15 protein-coding genes and 1 riboswitch are annotated in these 17,832 nt (G+C 71.5%); of the genes, 8 read left to right on the forward strand and 7 right to left on the reverse strand.

What is annotated here, in order from left to right:
• Positions 1 to 50: 50 nt before the first annotated feature.
• Positions 51 to 323, reverse strand: coding sequence for a hypothetical protein (locus ACFVUY_RS14230; RefSeq protein WP_387729877.1), 273 nt, complete (start codon positions 321 to 323; stop codon positions 51 to 53).
• Positions 320 to 757 carry an ATP-binding protein gene (locus ACFVUY_RS14235; protein WP_387729880.1) on the reverse strand — a complete coding sequence of 146 codons (438 nt, stop codon included), beginning with the start codon at positions 755 to 757 and terminating at the stop codon, positions 320 to 322. Before ACFVUY_RS14235 ends, ACFVUY_RS14230 begins: the two co-directional genes overlap by 4 nt.
• A gap of 234 nt (positions 758 to 991) precedes the next feature.
• Here ACFVUY_RS14235 and ACFVUY_RS14240 point away from each other — a divergent pair, with 234 nt between their 5' ends.
• Both ACFVUY_RS14240 and ACFVUY_RS14245 read left to right on the forward strand, forming a co-directional pair.
• Positions 992 to 1,846, forward strand: a complete 855-nt coding sequence (locus ACFVUY_RS14240; RefSeq protein ID WP_387729883.1) for a helix-turn-helix domain-containing protein — start codon at positions 992 to 994, stop codon at positions 1,844 to 1,846.
• A gap of 29 nt (positions 1,847 to 1,875) precedes the next feature.
• On the forward strand, positions 1,876 to 2,085 hold the full coding sequence (locus ACFVUY_RS14245) for a DUF397 domain-containing protein (RefSeq protein ID WP_387729885.1): 210 nt from the start codon (positions 1,876 to 1,878) through the stop codon (positions 2,083 to 2,085).
• A gap of 66 nt (positions 2,086 to 2,151) precedes the next feature.
• Here ACFVUY_RS14245 and ACFVUY_RS14250 read toward each other — a convergent pair whose 3' ends face one another.
• Positions 2,152 to 3,171: a ribonucleotide-diphosphate reductase subunit beta gene (locus ACFVUY_RS14250; protein ID WP_387695187.1), complete on the reverse strand. Its 1,020-nt coding sequence runs from the start codon at positions 3,169 to 3,171 to the stop codon at positions 2,152 to 2,154.
• Positions 3,171 to 5,582: a ribonucleoside-diphosphate reductase subunit alpha gene (locus ACFVUY_RS14255; protein ID WP_387695222.1), complete on the reverse strand. Its 2,412-nt coding sequence runs from the start codon at positions 5,580 to 5,582 to the stop codon at positions 3,171 to 3,173. Before ACFVUY_RS14255 ends, ACFVUY_RS14250 begins: the two co-directional genes overlap by 1 nt.
• 192 nt (positions 5,583 to 5,774) lie before the next feature.
• A riboswitch (cobalamin riboswitch) is annotated at positions 5,775 to 5,919 on the reverse strand.
• 333 nt (positions 5,920 to 6,252) lie between these two features.
• Here ACFVUY_RS14255 and ACFVUY_RS14260 point away from each other — a divergent pair.
• The 5 genes from ACFVUY_RS14260 to ACFVUY_RS14280 all read left to right on the forward strand — a co-directional run bounded on the left by ACFVUY_RS14260 (position 6,253) and on the right by ACFVUY_RS14280 (position 12,510).
• Entirely contained in the window at positions 6,253 to 7,227 is a 975-nt protein-coding gene (locus ACFVUY_RS14260) for a hypothetical protein (RefSeq protein WP_387729888.1), read from the forward strand.
• Between the two features lie 140 nt (positions 7,228 to 7,367).
• Positions 7,368 to 8,822, forward strand: coding sequence for a glycoside hydrolase family 26 protein (locus ACFVUY_RS14265; protein ID WP_387729890.1), 1,455 nt, complete (start codon positions 7,368 to 7,370; stop codon positions 8,820 to 8,822).
• A 168-nt stretch (positions 8,823 to 8,990) separates the two neighbouring features.
• Positions 8,991 to 9,767 (forward strand): hypothetical protein, encoded by a 777-nt coding sequence (locus ACFVUY_RS14270; protein WP_387729892.1) that lies wholly within the window; start codon positions 8,991 to 8,993, stop codon positions 9,765 to 9,767.
• A 79-nt stretch (positions 9,768 to 9,846) separates the two neighbouring features.
• Entirely contained in the window at positions 9,847 to 11,298 is a 1,452-nt protein-coding gene (locus tag ACFVUY_RS14275) for a glycosyltransferase family 2 protein (RefSeq protein WP_387729894.1), read from the forward strand.
• A gap of 15 nt (positions 11,299 to 11,313) precedes the next feature.
• Positions 11,314 to 12,510, forward strand: a complete 1,197-nt coding sequence (locus ACFVUY_RS14280; protein WP_387729896.1) for a glycoside hydrolase family 113 — start codon at positions 11,314 to 11,316, stop codon at positions 12,508 to 12,510.
• Between the two features lie 27 nt (positions 12,511 to 12,537).
• Here the strand turns inward: ACFVUY_RS14280 and ACFVUY_RS14285 are convergent, their stop codons facing one another.
• Together ACFVUY_RS14285 and ACFVUY_RS14290 are read right to left on the reverse strand one after the other, a co-directional pair.
• Positions 12,538 to 14,769 (reverse strand): acyltransferase family protein, encoded by a 2,232-nt coding sequence (locus tag ACFVUY_RS14285; RefSeq protein ID WP_387729899.1) that lies wholly within the window; start codon positions 14,767 to 14,769, stop codon positions 12,538 to 12,540.
• A 106-nt stretch (positions 14,770 to 14,875) separates the two neighbouring features.
• Positions 14,876 to 15,370 (reverse strand): GNAT family N-acetyltransferase, encoded by a 495-nt coding sequence (locus ACFVUY_RS14290; RefSeq protein ID WP_387729901.1) that lies wholly within the window; start codon positions 15,368 to 15,370, stop codon positions 14,876 to 14,878.
• Positions 15,371 to 15,750: 380 nt separating this feature from the next.
• Here ACFVUY_RS14290 and ACFVUY_RS14295 point away from each other — a divergent pair, with 380 nt between their 5' ends.
• Positions 15,751 to 16,713 (forward strand): helix-turn-helix domain-containing protein, encoded by a 963-nt coding sequence (locus tag ACFVUY_RS14295; RefSeq protein ID WP_387695195.1) that lies wholly within the window; start codon positions 15,751 to 15,753, stop codon positions 16,711 to 16,713.
• Between the two features lie 70 nt (positions 16,714 to 16,783).
• On the opposite strand, the gene ACFVUY_RS14300 is transcribed toward ACFVUY_RS14295, so the two are convergent.
• The gene (locus ACFVUY_RS14300) at positions 16,784 to 17,683 is read right to left on the reverse strand and encodes a histidine phosphatase family protein (protein WP_387729904.1); all 900 of its coding nucleotides are present in this window, start codon (positions 17,681 to 17,683) and stop codon (positions 16,784 to 16,786) included.
• Between the last annotated feature and the right edge of the window lie 149 nt (positions 17,684 to 17,832).

Below are 17,832 nucleotides of genomic sequence, written 5' to 3' on the forward strand. Positions count from 1 at the left end.
AGGTCGGGCCGTCCCCGCCCGGCGTGAACGCCGGGCGGGGACGGGGGAGTTCAGGGCTGGTGGGCGGTGACGGTGATCAGGTGGGAGGTCCAGTCGGCCATCTCGCCGACATAGAGGGTGACGCTCCAGATGTCGTTGCGGGAGAGGCAGTTGGCGATGCCCTGGCCGCCGCCCGGCCCGATGCAGATCCGGATGAAGTCGCGGTGGGCCTCCCGGATGGGGAGCTCGCGGACGTGCTCCCAGAGGACGGGGAGGGCGTGGTCGAGGCTGGGGAAGTCGGCGGGGAGCATGATGCCGGCGATCCCGGCCCGGACGGCGCTCACGCGGCGTTCACCTCGGGGGAGATGTGGCACCAGACGAACTTCCCGACGCCGCCCTCGCGCGGGCAGCAGCCCCATTGGGTGGCCAGCTGCTGGACGAGCCGCAGGCCCCGGCCGGTCTCGGCGGAGGTGGAGGCGGGCCGGAGGGAGGGCTTCTCGCTGTCGGCGTCGTGCACCTCGATGCGGAGGGTGTCGTCCGGGGAGAGCTGGAAACGGATGAAGATCAGCCGGTCACGCGGGGCGCGGGCGTGCTGGACGGCGTTGGTGACCAGCTCGCTGACCAGCAACTCCCCGGTGAAGACGAGGAGTTCGCCGGAGGGGTGGGGGAGGAGGAAGTCGTGGAGCTCCCAGCGGGCGGCGCGGGGGGCCTTGCGGTGCCGGGGCAACCAGCAGGTCCGCTCGGCGGGGATGGGGGAGGGGGAGAGGTCTTCAGGCATGGCGGGGCCACCTATGGAGTGTGCAGGTGAAAGCGGCTGAAGAGGGCATGGGGATGCCCGGGTGATGAGCCCTGCCGCGATGACTCTGTGTGGCGCGACTCACTACTCCAGGTAGCATGCACCTGTGTTGATGCAGACCGCAAGCGAAACGAATGCAACGATGCAGATATCGGCTCGTTGGATTGACGAATCGTCACAAGGCAGACTGGAGGCCGCCAGCGAGAGGACTTGGACATGGCTGATGAGCTGAGGCCGACCGTGCGTGCTCGCCGACTTGGCTCGGAACTTCGCCGTCTCCGCGAGGCTGCGGGCAAGGGGACCGAAGACGCGGCGCAGGCGCTTGCCTGTTCGCGCGCAAAGATCAGCCGCATAGAGACCGGGGCGTCGGGCGTTCGGCGGTTGGACCTCGGGATCCTGCTCGATCTGTACGGGGTGGCCGGGGCGCAACGCGATGGTCTTGAGGCATTGTCGAGGGAGAGCAAGAAGCGCGGCTGGTGGCACGACTACGGCGACACGATCCCCTCGGCCTACGTCGACGTTCTCGGGCTCGAAGACGACGCTCGATACATCCGGATGTGGCAGACCATGGTCGTGCCGGGCTTGCTGCAAACGAGGCGCTATGCCCGGGCCTTGCTTGAAGCCAATCCTGCCGCCGTGCGTCCGGAACGGGTTGACCAGTTGGTCGAGATCCGGATGGAGCGGAAGGAAGTTCTCGCGAAGCCGGACCCGGCCCGCTTCTGGGCGATCATCTGGGAGCCTGCGCTCAGGTGTCCCGTGGGAGGGGTGGAGGTCCACAGGGAGCAGCTGCGGCACCTGATGGAGATGGCGAATCTCCCCAACGTGACCCTGCAAGTGGTGACACTGGATGTCGGCGCAACCGCCGGAGCATGCGGTGCGTTCGTGATGTACGGCTTCTCCGACTCGCCTACTCCAGGGGCAGTGTTTCTGGAAACGTTGACGAGCAGCCACTACTTGGAGCAGCAAGGAGAGCTGGACGGCTATGGGCTGGTCTTCGAGTACTTGCGGTCGGCTGCCCTGGACCCCGTGAAATCGCTGGATATGATCGCGGCCATTGCGGCGGAGACGTGACGACGAGACCAGACAAGAGGCGTGAGCGCATGACTGTGACTGAGGACGGCGCTCGGGGTTGGTACAAGAGCAGCTACAGCGCTCAGGCGAACGAGTGTGTAGAAGCCCTGAAGCTGGGGCTGCGTGGTATGGCGGTCCGCGACTCGAAGGACCTGGGCGGGCCGGGGCTTCTTTTTCCGGCAGATGCTTGGGTCTCCTTCCTCGCCGGGATCAAGTCCGGGGAGTTTTCGACCGACTGACATGACAGAGGTGCCCCGCACGGGCTGTGGCCGTGCGGGGCACCTCTGTCGTTCGTTTTGTTCCTCCTAGAAGTCGTCGTCGAAGGCGACGGTGCCCTCGACGGCGACCTGGTACGCCGACACGCGGCGCTCGAAGAAGTTGGTCAGCTCCTGGACGTTCTGGAGCTCCATGAAGCCGAACGGGTTCGTGGACCCGTACCGGATCGGCAGGCCCAGGCGGGCCAGGCGCTGGTCCGCCACGGCCTCCAGGTACTCGCGCATCGAGGCGGTGTTCATGCCGGGCAGGCCGTCACCGCACAGGTCCTGGGCGAACTGGAGCTCGGCCTCGACGGCCTCCTCCAGCATCTCCGTGACCTGCTTGGCCATCTCGTCGTCGAAGAGGTCGGGCTCCTCCTCGCGGACGGTGTCCACCACCGACATCGCGAAGTCCATGTGCATGGACTCGTCGCGGAACACCCAGTTCGTGCCCGTGGCCAGGCCGTGCAGCAGGCCCCGGCTCCGGAACCAGTACACGTAGGCGAACGCGCCGTAGAAGAACAGGCCCTCGACGCACGCCGCGAAGCAGATCAGGTTGAGCAGGAACGCCCGCCTGTCCTCCTTGGTCTGCAGCGAGTCGATGTGGTCGACCGCGTTCATGTACTTGAAGCAGAACTGCGCCTTCTGGCGGATGGAGGGGATGTTCTCCACCGCGGCGAAGGCCGCGTTGCGGTCCTCCGGGTCGGGCAGGTAGGTGTCGAGCAGCGTCAGGTAGAACTGGACGTGCACGGCCTCTTCGAACAGCTGCCGCGAGAGGTACAGCCGCGCCTCGGGCGAGTTGATGTGCTTGTAGAGGCTCAGCACCACGTTGTTGGAGACGATCGAGTCGCCCGTCGCGAAGAACGCGACCAGCCGGCCGATCAGGTGGCGCTCGCCCTCGCTGAGCTTCGCCAGGTCGGCGACGTCGGAGTGCAGGTCCACCTCCTCGACGGTCCAGGTGTTCTTGATCGCGTCCCGGTACCGGTCGTAGAACGACGGGTAGCGCATCGGGCGCAGGGTCAGCTCGAAGCCGGGGTCGAGCAGCATCTTGCGGTCTTCGGACTGGGACATTACTGGCAGGCCTCGCAGGACTCGGGGTTCTCCAGGGAGCAGGCGAGGGCGGCTTCCTGCTCCGGGGTGAGGGTCGGGGTGTTCACGGGCACGGGCGCGGGCGCGGCGGCACGGGCGGCACCGGACGCGGCCTGGGCGATGCGGGTGGCCGGGCGCGAACGCAGGTAGTAGGTGGTCTTCAGACCGACCTTCCACGCGTAGGCGTACATCGAGCTGAGCTTGCCGATGGTCGGCGCCGCCATGAACAGGTTCAGGGACTGGCTCTGGTCCAGGTACGGCATGCGAGCCGCGGCCAGGTCGATCAGCGCGCGCTGCGGCAGCTCCCAGGCCGTCCGGTACAGCGAACGCACCTCGGCGGGCAGCCAGTTCAGCTCCTGGACGGAACCGTTGGCGTCGCGCAGGGCGTCGCGGGTCTGCTGGTCCCAGACGCCGAGCTCCTTGAGCTCGCGCACCAGGTACGGGTTGACCTGGAGGAACTCGCCGGACAGCGTCTCGCGCTTGAACAGGTTGGACACCTGCGGCTCGATGCACTCGTACACGCCGGCGATGGACGCGATGGTCGCGGTCGGCGCGATGGCCAGCAGCAGCGAGTTGCGCAGGCCGGTCTCGGCGATCCGGGCGCGCAGCGCCGTCCAGCGGTCGGCCCACTGCGGGGCGGCCGTCGGGAAGTGGTCGATGTGCAGCTCGCCGCGGGCGGCGCGGGTCTCGCCGTACGCCTCGTGGCGGCCGAGCTGCTCGGCCAGGTCGGCGGAGCGCTCGTACGCGGTGAGCATGATGCGCTCGGCGATCAGCGTGGACAGGCGGGCGGCCTCGGCGGAGTCGAAGTCGATCCGCAGCTTGAAGAAGACGTCCTGGAGGCCCATCACGCCGAGGCCGACCGGCCGCCAGCGGGAGTTGGAGGTGCCGGCCTCGGTGGTCGGGTAGAAGTTGATGTCCACCACGCGGTCGAGGAACGTCACGGCCGTGCGGACGGTGGCGTCGAGGCGCTCCCAGTCCATGGCGCCGATCAGGTCGTCGGCCGTGGCACCGGGGGCCACGTGGGCGCCCAGGTTGACCGAGCCCAGGTTGCAGACGGCGGTCTCGGAGTCGTCCGTGACCTCCAGGATCTCGGTGCACAGGTTGGAGGAGTGCACCGTGCGGCCCGGCAGCGCGGTCTGGTTGGCGGCGCGGTTGGAGGCGTCCTTGAAGGTCATCCAGCCGTTGCCGGTCTGCGCCAGGGTGCGCATCATGCGGGCGTACAGGGTCTGCGCCGGGATGGTGCGCACGGCCTTGCCGGCCAGCTCGGCCTTGCGGTAGGCCTCGTCGAACTCCTCGCCCCACAGGTCGACCAGCTCCGGCACGTCGGCCGGGGAGAACAGCGACCAGTCCTGGTTGGCGTTGACCCGGCGCATGAACTCGTCCGGGATCCAGTGCGCCAGGTTGAGGTTGTGGGTGCGGCGGGCCTCTTCGCCGGTGTTGTCGCGGAGCTCCAGGAACTCCTCGATGTCGGCGTGCCAGGTCTCCAGGTAGACGCAGGCCGCGCCCTTGCGGCGGCCGCCCTGGTTGACGGCGGCGACCGAGGAGTCGAGGGTGCGCAGGAACGGCACGATGCCGTTGGACTTGCCGTTGGTGCCGCGGATCAGGCTGCCGCGCGAGCGGATGCGCGAGTACGACAGGCCGATGCCGCCGGCGTGCTTGGACAGGCGGGCGATCTGCGCGTAGCGGTTGTAGATCGAGTCCAGGTTGTCCAGCGGCGAGTCGAGCAGGTAGCAGCTCGACATCTGTGGGTGGCGGGTGCCGGAGTTGAAGAGCGTCGGCGAGGAGGTCAGGTACTCCAGGCGGCTCATCAGGCCGTACAGCTCGGCCACCTCGCGCACGGACTGCTCGCTGTCGCCGACCGCCAGGCCACAGGCGACGCGGAGCAGGAAGTGCTGCGGGGTCTCGATCACCTTGCGGGTGATCGGGTGGCGCAGCAGGTAGCGGGACTGCACCGTGCGCAGGCCGAAGTACTCGAAGCGGTCGTCGCCCTTGGTGTCGACGAGCGCGTCCAGCGCGGCCGCGTGCTTGGTGACGAAGGCGGCGGTGGTGTCGCCGATCAGGCCCTCGGCGTGGCCGACGGCGATCGAGGCGGAGAAGGACACCGAGCCCTGGCTGTTCGCCTCGTCGACGATCTCCAGGGCGAGCAGGCGGGCGGCGAGCTTCGAGTACTGGGGGTCCTCGGCGATCATCGACGCGGCGGCGTCCACGGCCAGCCCGCGCAGCTCGGCGAAGTCCGAGCCGGCGTGGCGGCCGCGCAGCGCGGCGGCGGCGACATGGCCGGGGTCGACCTCGGTGAGGTCGGTGCTGCGGTCGGTGAGCAGCCGCAGCAGCGCGCCCCCGGGGTCGGAGACCGTCGGGTCGGTGAAGGCGGTACCGGAGCCCTGGGCGGGCAGGGTGGCTGAGGCAGCGGTGGTCAAGGCGCTCTCTCCTGGCGGCGATCGGCGGCGGTGATCGGGGGGCCACCGGGCCGATCTGGGCAGGGGAGCACGGCGCGAACGCAAAAAAGCGTCGCGCGAGGTGACTCCCCGGCCCGCCCGCGAGGCCCGGAGGGGTACTGCTGGTGCCGGCGCGGCCTCTGCGGGAGGGCCGTGGCGCACGCCGTCGGCAGGTACTCGGACTCGCGGGGCGCGGCTGCTGGAGCCGCCCGCTCACCGCTGCGGGGCAGTCCCGGATTCGCACCGGGTTCCCCTGCATCGACAGCAGAAGCGAGCATACATGTAGTGGTGTCTCTCTGAAGCGACCCCAGATGTAGTACGGCGCCGCGTGTCGGAGCGATGACCGGTGGTACCAGAAACGTGGCGGGCGGTGTTCGCCGGAGCCCCCGGAACCGGGCCGGGGGCGTCCTGGTTTCGATACGGAATGGTCACCGGGAGGATCGGCGGTCATGAGGATGCCCTACGATCTGGGCGCATGAGCGACGGAACTGGCGCACCTGGGCAGGGGCCGCAGGGAACGCCTCCCGCCGGGCCGGGGGGCGCACAGAGTCAGCAGCCGGTGGTACCTGGTCCGGTACCGCCGCCGAGTGGTGGTTTCGGGCCGCCGCCCGCCTCGTACGGGCCGGTCGTGCCGTCGGTGCAGCCGGTCGCGCAGCCCATCCCGCCGGTGCCGCAGCCGGTCGCGCAGCCCGTCCCGCCGGTGCCGCAGCCGGTCGCGCAGCCCGTCCCGCCGGTGCCGCAGCCGGTCGCGCCACCACCGCAGCCGCAGTGGCACCTCCAGCAGCAGCAGCCCCCGCAGCCGGTCCCGCCGCAGCGGGTCGAGCCGGACTGGGATGCCTTGGCGGACCGCAACGCGGCCGATGGCAAGCGCCGCCGCCGGATGAAGGTCATCGGCGTGGTGGCCGCGGTCGCCGTGGTGGGCGGTCTGGTCGCGGGCGGCGTGCTGCTCTTCAAGGGCAAGAAGGACGACGGTTCCCCGACGGCCGGCAGGACCACCCAACCGGCCTCCGTCCCGAGTGCCTCCGGCACGCCGGGCGGTCAGCCGGACGACCCGTCGAAGCCGATCTGGGAGGCCACCACCGACCCGGCGCCGCAGGACGCGGGAGCGCTGTTCTCCGCGCTCCAGGTGACGATCAACGGTGCCACCTGGAACCGCACCGTCGTGTCGCTGGACTCGCCCTGCTGGGATGGGAACTCCACGACCGGCGGGCTGGGCAAGGTGCTCGGCGACCAGGGGTGCCAGCAGGTCCTCCGGGCGACGTACATCTCCGGGGACAGCGCGGTCACCGTCGGGGTGGCGGTCTTCGAGCACAAGCTCCAGGCCGACACCGCGCTGAAGAACTTCGCCGGTCAGCTCAAGGGCGCGCCCGCCCCCGGTTCGCCGGCGTTCTGCGCCGGTCCGGGCTGCACCGGTACCCACAACAGCCTGGGCCGGTACGACTACTTCACGGTCGAGGGCTCGGCGAAGGGCGGCAACGCTCCGGACGCCACGGCGACCGCGGCGGCTGCCGGGTTCGCCGAGCACGTGAAGGGCCAACTGCTCAAGCGCGCCAAGGCCGCCTCCTCGGCCGCGCCCGGCGTTCAGGGGACCCCGGCGGGCTGACCCGCCGTGACACCCCGGTCCCGGCGGGTCGTTCGCGGGGGCCGGGGGAGTGTGGCAGGCTCTCGGAACAGTCATTTCGCATGTGTGTTCCGGTTGCGTCCGTGGGGGGCGGCGCCGGCGAGCAACCGGAGGAGCGGTCCGTGGCCCTGCCCAGAGCCCTGCGCGGCAAGCCCGCCGTCCTGGCCGCGGCCGGGATCGTCGTCGCCGCGGGAGCGGTCGTCCTGCTGGACCACGACGGCAGGGCCGAAGGCGAACAGCCGCCACGGGTGCCGGTCTCGGTCGGCCTGCCCGGGCGTACCCTGCCGCCGGAGGTGGGCCGGGACCTGCTCGCCAGGGACCCGCAGGCCTCGCCGAACGCCCGCGCCGTCCAGCAATTCCTCGCCGATCTGGAGGCCCAGGCCCGCACCGGGCAGAGCGGCGGCACGGTGATCGGACAGCACGTCGAGGCGCACAACGAGCGCAACAACCCCGAGTACGGGGACTACCGCGGCACCAAACAGGTCGGCTACTACTACAAGAAGGCCGCCGACATCACCGGCAAGCTGCCCGGCTTCGTGGAGACCGACCTCGGCCCCGGCTACGGCCAGACCGGCTGGGGCGTCGGCAATCCGCGCTCCTACTCGGCCGGCCGCTGGCCCACCTGCCGGGCCGGCTGGCAGTACACCGACGACGCCGTCGACCTGCTCGCCGCCGTCTGGGACGGCCACCCGCGCGCCGAGGACGGCGGCTACGGCGCTGTGGGCGTGCAGCAGAACTGCGACGGCAGCAGCACCGAACTGCCCGACAACGGCGGCGGACCGGCCGGGATCGTCGGGATGTCCTTCCACCAGCCCTATCCCGGATCGGACGTCAAGTCCTTCGACCGGGTGCTCTGTTCGAAGTCGCCGGCGGCCAAGGACCCCGACTGGTTCGGCCGGGTGGTGGACGGGGCGCACGACACCCCCGAGTACCGCGCGCTGATCACCGACCTGTCCTACCTGGCCGACCACCTGGAGTACCTGGCCGCCCGCGACGTGCCGGTGCTGCTGCGCCCGTACCACGAGATGAACGTGCTGGACTGCTCCCGCCGGTTCTGGTGGGCGGGCCAGAAGCCGGCCGACTACCAGGCACTGTGGAAGATCACCTACAAGTACCTGGTGGAGACCCGCGGCCTGCACAACCTGCTGTTCGTCTGGACGCCGGTGTCCTGGGACGGCGCCCCGGGCGTGGACCCCTGGGACTACTACCCGGGCGCTCAGTTCGTCGACGTGGTCGGCGTGGACGACTACAGCGGCAGCCCGGCGCACCCGATCGGCACCGGCGAGGTGTGGACCAAGCGGTACTACGACGGGCTGTCCGCCTACGGTAAGCCTCGGATGCTGGCCGAGTCCTTCGCCGTCCCGGTCAACTCCCGCCAGCCGGAGACCCTGCGGCGCACGCCCTGGACGATCTGGACGGTCTGGGGGCAGTCGCTCACCGCGAACAACCTGACCCCGGACCAGCCGCGCAACTCGGCCGCCGACGTCACCGCCACCTACCGCAGTCCGCTGGCGCTCACCGGCGGTTCCGGTTCGTTCGGCGCGAACGTCGACTGGGGCGGTCTGCACGTGCGCTGAGCCGGCGCCATCTCCGGCGCGGAGCCTGCACTGTGAGGTGGGCCGCACCCGGCGGCCCCGCCGAACGGGGGGAATTCCGGCTCCGTTGCGCCGTGTGGCATCCTGTGGCGGCGAAGCCGAGGGCGGGTGAACGGCCGGGGACGGGCCCGGAGGGGCGGGGGATACGGGATGACACGCACGGGTCCGATGCGCGCGGCCGGCGCGGTGGCCGCCGGCTGGGGCGTGGTGCTGCTCGGCTGGGCCGGGTACAACTGCTTCGGTCAGGTCGGCGTCGCCACCTACCTCAAGGGCGTCTTCTACTACGGCGGCTCCTCGGTGGCCGCCGAGACCGGAAGCCTCAACTACGGCCTGCTGTACCTGGTCTCGGGCGCCCTCCTGCTGCGCGGGCGCGGCTGGGCGCTCGGGGTGGCGGCCGGCGTCGCGCTGGTCGAGGGGTACAACCGGGTGCGCAGCCTGACCGGCGCGCTCCTGGACGAGCCGCAACGGAAGTGGTTCACCGGCACCACCGAGGGCTGGCTCAAGCTCACGACCTTTGGGCTCGGGGTGGTCGTCACCGCGGTGCTGATCGCGCTGCTGGCCCGGTCGGTGTGGCGGGAGCAGCCGGGCGCGGCTGCGGCTCAGGCCCCGGTCCTGCAAGCGTTCCAGCCCCAGCCTGCCGCCTGGGGGCAGCCGCCGCTCCAGCCCCAGCCGCCGCTCCAGCCCCAGCCGTACCCGCAGGCGGCCTGGCCGCAGCCCCTGCCCGGGCAGCAGCAGACCCAGCCCGGTTGGGGGCAGCCCGTGCCGGGCCCGCCGCCGGCGCCGATGCCGTATCAGCAGCAACCGCCCCAGCCGTGGCCCGCCGTCCTGCCGCAGCCCGGCGCGCCGGTCCCCGGACCGGTGGCCCCCGGCCCGGTGCCGCCCGGTCCCGTCGTGCCGCCGCCGGCGGACAGGCCGCCCCAGGGGTGACCGCCCGGGGCTGACCGCTCACGAAGATCCTTGCCCCGCCCGGGGCCGAGACGACACCAGACGAGGAACTGCTTTCGCCATGTCATCGACAACCACCGAGCGGGCGGTGCTGACCACGTCCCGCGAGGCCGCCCGGCTCGCCGAGCGACAGATGTCGTGGAAGCCCCGGGTGACCCCGTTCTACATCTCCTTCGTGATCATCTTCGCGTTCTCGGTGTGGGCGTACGTGCCCAATCCCACCCCGCTCGGCTGGGCCATCACCATCCTGTGGGGCATGCCGGTCTTCGGCGTGCTGATCGGCTTCCAGGGCGTGCTGATGGTCCGCCGCCGGCTGCGCCAGGTCAGCCGGATGACCCCGGCCGTGCCCGTCGAGGACGACTTCCTGATCGTGCTGGTGCCGACGATCGGCCGCCACGACACCTACCCGGCGCTGGAACGCTCGGTGCTCTCGTACGTCGAGCACCTTCCTCCGTACTTTCCGTGGATGCGGGTGGACATCCTCACCGAGGAGGGCTGCGCCGCCGGGGAGAAGATCGACGAGCTGGCCGAGCGTCACCCGCTGATCCGCGTGGTGACCGTACCGAAGGCGTACGAGACGCCCAACGGCACCAAGTTCAAGGCCCGCGCCAACCACTACTCGCACGAGCTGCGGATCGAGGAGGGCGAGGCGGAGGACGACGTCTGGGTGCTGCACATGGACGACGACACCGGCGTCGGCCCGGACACCGCCGCCGCCGTCGCCCAGTTCGTCAACCGGCAGCGCCGGGCCGGGGACGACGCCAAGCACATGGCGCAGGGCATCCTGACGTACCCGCGTGAGAACGCCGTCTCCACCTTCACCTGGCTCGCCGACGCGATCCGCCCGGCCGACGACATCGCCCGCTTCCGGGCGATGACCGGCACCGGCACCCCGATCGCGGGCGTGCACGGAGAGCTGCTGATCGTGCGCTCCTCGGTGGAGGCCACCATCGGCTGGGACTTCGGACCGAAGACCATCGTCGAGGACGCCCAGATGGCGCTCAACTTCTGCCAGCGCTACCCCGGCCGTAGTGACTGGTTCAACGGCCGCTGCTACGGCGCCTCGCCGGCCGGCATCAATGACTTCCTCAAGCAGCGCGAGCGTTGGGCCTGGGGCCTGGTCGCGCTCTGCTTCAACAAGACGATCCCGCTGCGGTACCGGTTGTTCATCGGGATGGGCATGGTCAGCTGGGTGCTCGGCCCGCTGCAGCACGTCGGCCTGGTGCTGCTGGTGGCGTGGTTCACCGGTACCTGGAACACCTCGCCGGTCACCCAGTCCGTGGTGCTGGTCTGGTCGATCAACTTCGCCTACGTCATCTGGACGTACTGGGAGGGCCTGCGGCTGAACGTGGTGGCGTCGGCCAACCACCGGCGCAAGTGGTGGGAGCCGATCGTGGTGGTGGCGGCCATTCCGCTGTTCTCCTTCCTGGAGGGCTGGGGCGGGCTGAGGGGACTGATCAAGTTCCTGAAGCGCGAGGAGAACAAGTTCGTCGTCATCGCCAAGCCGGCGTGATCGGAGGTCACAACCGTGAAGCGCCCCGTCATCTTCATCCTCCCGACCGTGGTGGTCGCCCTCACCGTCGGCATCCCGGTGGTCTGGGGGGACCACCCGGTCAAGTTCGACCACCAGCGCCCGACCACGGTGCACTGGGCCGGCGCGCCGACCGAGCAGGGCCGGGTCTGGGGCTTCGGCAAGGACGCGCCGCCGGTGGAGGACACCGGCCCCAAGGTGGCCCGCCCGTGGACCAAGGGCAGCCCCGAGTGGGGCGTGCAGGTGTACTGGCTGGACGACCCGGCGGACCCGGACAGCTTCGTCCAGGGCAAGGTCGACCGCATCGTCGAGTACGTGGTCGGGCTGAACGCCAACTCCCTTTCGGTGACGTTCCCGTACTACACGACGGGACCCAAGTCGAACGGCGTCGCCGCCCGCCCGACCACCCCGACCCCGGAGCGGCTGGCCCTGCTGCTGGACGCCGCCCACCGGGCCGGTCTGCGCACCACCGTGCGGCCGATCATGGACGAGGAGGTGTTCAACTACTCCGCCACCGGCGTGTGGCGCGGCAATATCGCGCCCAGCGACAAGGACGCCTGGTTCGCCAGCTATGCCGCGTTCCTGACGCCCTATCTGAAGACCGCCCAGGAGCACTCCGCGACCGAGTTCACCGTCGGGACCGAGTTCAACTCGTTGGAGAGCGACCCGCACTGGACGGGACTGATCGAGCAGGCCCGGAGGACCTTCCGGGGCCAGATCGTGTACGACGCCAACTGGGACAACTGGTCCAAGGGGGCGCTCCCGCTGCCGACCGACGGGACCGGCGTGGACGCCTACTTCCCCGCCAAGTCGGCGGGCGACGACGCCCCGGTGGCCGACCTGGTGACCAGCTGGCACAGCTGGCTCGACAAGCGGGGCGCGGGGCCCCAGCCGGCCACCAAGCTCACCGAGGTGGGCATCCCGGCGCAGAAGGGCGCCTACAAGACGCCCGGCGACTTCTACACCAAACGCGAGCTGAACGAGGCCGTCCAGGCCGCCTGGTTCACCGCGGTCTGCCAGGTGGCGCAGGAGCGCAAGTTGGGCGGGGTGTACTTCTGGTCGCTCTACTTCGGCATCGACCCGACCCTGCCGACCAACCAGGACACCCCGCGGATGGACTTCGCCGGGCGTCCCGCTTCCGAGCAGGCGATCCGCACCTGCTTCTCGCAGTCCTACGAACTGCCGCCTTCCTGAGGCCCGGCCGTCCCGCGGCCCCCGCCGCTAGTTCCCCTCGCCCTGGGGTCCGGTCGTCCTAGGGGTCGGGGTCCGGGTGGACTTCGCGGGGGCGTGGCCGGTCGTCGGTTTGCCGGTCGCGGTCGGCGTGGGCGTGGGCGTGGGCGTCGGGGTGGGGGTCGGTGTGGGCGTCGGGGTCGGGGTCGGTGCCGCGACCGGCCGGCCCGGCGCCGCGCCGGTCAGCGCGCCCGCGATCTCCTTCTCCAACCACGGGGTGACGAACCGCATGCCGGCCGGGGTGAGGTGCACCCCGTCGTTGGCCGGGGAGACCAGGTGGCCCTGCTTGTCCTTCCAGGCGCAGGTCTCGTACGGGCAGTAGAAGGTGTTGAGGTCGAGCAGCCGGACGGCGCCGCCGGAGGCCTTCACGAAGTCGCCGACCTGCTGGTTGTAGCAGGTGCCCCAGGTCTTGTTGATGGCGCCGTTCTCGACCCGCTCGTTCATCAGCAGCACCTGGGCGTCCTGTGCGCGACGGCGGATCTGGTCCACGGCCTGGGCGAGCCGGGTGCCGTAGATGGTCCGGTAGTCCTCGTCGCAGGGGTTGAGCCAGCTGCCGTCGACGTACTGCTCGGCGGCGTCCCAGCCGAGGTGGACCACGACGGCCTGCGGCCCGCTGCCGAGCTGCCGGTCCCAGGCGGCGGCCCGGTCGCGGCACTCCTGGCTGGTCTCGAACTCCTCCTGGGAGGTGGTGCGCACCTTCTCCGGGCCGAACACCCCGCAGCCGCTGATCCCGCCGTCGACGACGCGGTAGCGGTCGCCGTGCCGGTACAGGCCGGTGGAGAGGTCCTGGGAGAAGGAATCGCCGAGGAGCAGAACCATCGGTTTGGCGCTCGGCCCGGACTTCATGTCGTGGGTGACCCAGACGGGCAGGTACCAGGCGCCGGTGGTTGCCACCGCGGCGGTGACCGCCACCAGCGGGACGGCCGGGAAGGCCCGCCAGCGCAGCACCCGCAGCTTCTCCGTGCCGGTGTGCAGCAGCCAGGCCAGGACCCAGGAGACCGGTGCGCCGATGAGCAGCAGTCGCTTCGGCGAGATGTCGTCGAGGTAGTGCTGGAGCAGCCAGTACACCGGCAGGTGGAGCAGGTAGAGGCTGTAGGAGATGGTGCCGGTGAGCCGCAGCGGGGGCAGCGACATCAGCCACACCAGCGGTCCCCGCTCCTGGCAGAGCGAGACGGTGAGGACGGCGGCGAGGGCCGCGACCACGGCCAGTCCGCCCTGGTAGAGCCAGGGCTCGTGGTAGTTCCCGACGGAGAGGCTGGCCCAGACGAGGCCGCCGAGGGCCGCGGTGCCGATCAGGGTGGGCAGGACGGGGCCGGCCGGCACGCGCGAGCGGGAGCGCGCCCCGCCGGTGCCGCCGGAGGAGCCGGCACGGACCTTGCGACGCAGCCACAGGTAGACCCCGAAGGCGGCGGTGGCGCCGGCCGCGAAGCCGACCGCACGGGTCTCGGTGCCGAGGTAGAGGCGGTCGCTGTTCTGGCCGTTCCACATCAGCGGGGCGATCAGCGCGGCGGCGACGAACAGTCCGGCGGTGACGAAGCCGGTCGCGCGGACGGAGCGGCGGCAGATCCCGAAGACCACGAGCAGCAGCAGCGGCCAGAGGGCGTAGAACTGTTCGGTGATGCTGAGCGACCACATGGCCGCGAGCGGGTCGATCGATTCGAAGTGCTGCCAGTAGGCGTCACCGCGCGACAGCTGGGCCCAGTTGGCGATCTGGGCGAGTGCGGCCAGCGCCTGCGGGCGAAGATCCCTGACGTCCCGTAGCGGACTGACCAGGGCGGACAGTCCCACCACCAGGATGATCGTGGTGAACAGGCCGGGCAGTAGCCGCTTGGCCCGGCGGCGGTAGAAGACGCCGAGCCGGATGCCGTCGGTGCGGTCCAGTTCGCGGACCAGCACCAGGGTGACCAGGAAGCCGGAGAGGACGAAGAAGACGTCCACCCCGAACAGGCCGTTCTGGAACCAGTTGGTGTGGTACAGCAGCACCGATGCGATGGCCAGGCCGCGCAGGCCGTCGACCGCTTTGAACCGGACGGAGGGCGGCAGCGGACCGCGCGGCTCCGGGGTCGGTGCGGGGATCGCGTAGCGGCTGGTGGCGGGGGCTTCGACGCCCCTGCTCCTGCGCATGTCCTGGAGCGTGGGCCCGCTCGCGGGCACGCCGAGTCCGGGCCCGTCGTCCATGTGGTCTGTTCCCCCGGGGTCGATCGACTGGAGCGACGTGTCCATGGGACATGTCTTGATCTGTGGTTTATATCAAAAGACGCCTGTTGATCGTCTGTCGGTCACCGGTAGGGGGCGGCCGGTGATCTCCGACGCCGGCTCAGGCCCCTTGCTAGAACGCCATCGTGTAGACCATCAGGTCCATCCCCGGGTACGGGGCCCAGTCGCGCTCGGGGGTGCGGCGGAAGCCGACCCGCTCGTAGAGGCGGTGGGCGGTGGTCATCTCCGGGCGGGTGGAGAAGGCCATACCGGCCAGGTCGAGGTCGCGGCTGCGGGCGACGGAGGCGCGGACCAGGGCCTCGCCGACGCCCCGGCCCCGGGCGGCGCCGGCGGTGGCCAGCATCCGTATCTCGCCCTCCCGGGGGGAGGCGATGTCCGCCCACTCGGTGCCGCCGACGGCGAAGGTCACGCAGCCGAGGACCCCGGCTCCGGCCGCGTCGACGGCGACCAGGAGTTCGGCCTCCCGGGCCCGTCGCCCGGCGTCGCCCAGCAGCTCGACGTAGGTGCTCGTGGGGTTGGTGAAGCCGTCGCCGACGAAGGCCTCGACGGTGATCCGACCGGCGTCGGTGAGGTCCTCGGGGAGGGCCTGGCGGATGAGGAAGTCCATCGGGCCAGTGTGCCGGAGCCCTGGTCGGGGCGGTCCTCCGGGGTCGAACCGGTCGACGGGACCGGGCCGGCGGTGCCGTACAGCCGCTCGGGCCGGGCCGGGTCGGCCGGGTAGCCGCCCGGGCGGTGGTAGTTGTCGCGGCCGGCCGCCGGGCCGCGGGAGGTCTCGCGGCCGATCAGGAGGCCGAGCAGGCCGAAACCGCCGACGGCCGCGGTCATGGCGAGTGCGCCGATCAGGGTGTCGCTGTCCATGGGCACCACTGTGGCCGGGCGGCGCCGCGGTCACGAGTGGCAGGAACGACCGATCACCTCGAAATCCTGCCATCCTCCTGCCGTTCCGTTCCTTCCGCCGGGGCGGGCACCGGGGGCATCCTGGTGGGCATGCTGAAGAACGTGGTCGCGGTGGTGCTGGAGGAGGTCCACCCCTTCGAACTGGGCGTGGCCTGCGAGGTGTTCGGCCTGGACCGCACCGCCGACGGGCTGCCGGGCTACGACTTCGCGATCGCCGGGGCCCGTCCGGGGCCGCACGCCACCCACTCCGGCTTCGCGGTGGACGTCCCGTACGGCCCGGAGCGCCTCGCCGGGGCGGACCTCGCCGTGGTCACCGCGGCGAGCATCCGCCGCGACTACCCGGAGCCGCTGCTGGCGGCGCTGCGCGGGGTGGTCGAGGGCGGCGGCCGGGTGCTGTCCATCTGCAGCGGCGCCTTCGTGCTGGGCGCCGCCGGGCTGCTGGACGGCCGTCGTGCCGCCACGCACTGGCGGCACAGCGCGGCGCTGGCCGAGCGCTTCCCGCTGACCACGGTCGAGCCGGACGTGCTGTACGTGGACGACGACCCGGTGATCACCTCCGCCGGGACGGCGGCCGGCATCGACGCCTGCCTGCACCTGGTGCGCAAGGTGCAGGGTGCCGAGGTGGCCCGGGAGATCGCCCGCCGGATGGTGGTGGCCCCGCACCGGGAGGGCGGGCAGGCCCAGTTCGTGAACCGCCCGCTGCCCGAGGCCGCCGACGCCTCGCTGGCCCCGCTGCTGGACTGGATGCGCCACCACCTGGCGGAGGAGGCCACCGTCGAGCAGCTGGCCGCCCGGGCGCACATGTCGCCGCGCACCTTTGCCCGCCGCTTCCAGCAGGAGACCGGCACCACCCCGCACCGCTGGCTGGTCGGGCAGCGGGTGCTGCTCGCCCAGCGGCTGCTGGAGTCCACCACCGAGCCGGTGGACGCGATCGCCGCCCGCTGCGGCTTCGGCAACGCGGCCGCCCTGCGGCACCACTTCGGCCGGCGGCTGGGCACCACGCCGCTGGCCTACCGGCGCTGCTTCGCCGAGCCGGAGCCCCGGGCGGGCTGACCGGAGCCCCGGGCGGGCCGAGGGGACTCCCGGGCGGGCCGAGGGGACTCCCGGGCGGGCCGAGGGGGCGTCAGTCCCCGCCGGGCACCAGGTGCCCGACCCTGTTCCAGCCGTCCGGCCGCAGCCGCCCGTCCTGGGCCCGCCACAGGCTGGTGGAGCAGTTGTGCACCGGTCCGAGCGCGGTGAGCTGCTCCTCGGTGAGCCGGTCCAGCGCGTAGCGGAGCATCAGCACCGTGCAGTCGTGCGCGACCAGCAGGACGGGCCGCCCGGCCTCCTCCTCGCAGAGGTCCCGCAGCAGGCTGCGCACCCGCAGCGCGACGTCGGCCCAGGACTCGCCGCCCGGCGGGCGGTAGTACAGCTCGCCCATCTTGCGCCGCCGGGCCGCCTCCTCCGGGTGCTTGGCCTCGATCGCGGCCTTCGGCAGCATCTCCAGGATGCCGAGCTCCCGGTCGCGCAGCCGTTCGTCGTACCGGACGGCCAGAGTGACCGGGACGGCGCCGAGCCCGGCGGCCTGGGCGAGCGCGATCCGGGCGGTCTCGGCGGTGCGCACGTACGGGGAGCACCAGACGCTGCGCGGGCGGTCCGCGCTGGGCAGGCCGGCCCACCAGTGGCCGAGCGCCTGGGCCTGCTGCCGGCCGTGCAGCGACAGCGGGATGTCGGCGTCGCGGCAGCTGATCGGGACGCTGAGCGCTCCGGCGGCCTCGGCCAGCTGGAACTCGACGTTGGCGGTGGACTCCCCGTGCCGGGTGGCGATCAGCAGGGACGGCAGCCGGCCGGCGGCGGCCGGGCGGTGGGTGCTGCCGTGCTGTTCGTGGCCGCCGGGGTGCTGCTCCTGCCCGCCGGGGTGCTGGCCGTGGGCGGCACCGCGCTGACCCTGGGCGGCGCCGTGCTGGCCCTGGGCGGTGGCGTGGTGGTGCTGGCTCTGGGTGGACTGGTGCTGGCCGTTGAGGGTGGTGCCGAGTTCTGCCATGGCCGCGAGCTCCCCGTGGTCGATCAGGTTCCGGCCGGATGCCGGTCCGGTCTGGTGGTGCCCGGCGTGCACGCCTGTTCATACATATGATCGCGCCGCCTTCTCCAGTGTTCACGGAGAAGGCGGCGCGATCACAGGGCGCGTACCGC

The organism is Kitasatospora sp. NPDC058063, assembly GCF_042885395.1.
In the GTDB taxonomy this organism is placed as follows: Bacteria; Actinomycetota; Actinomycetes; order Streptomycetales; family Streptomycetaceae; genus Kitasatospora; species Kitasatospora lactacystinica.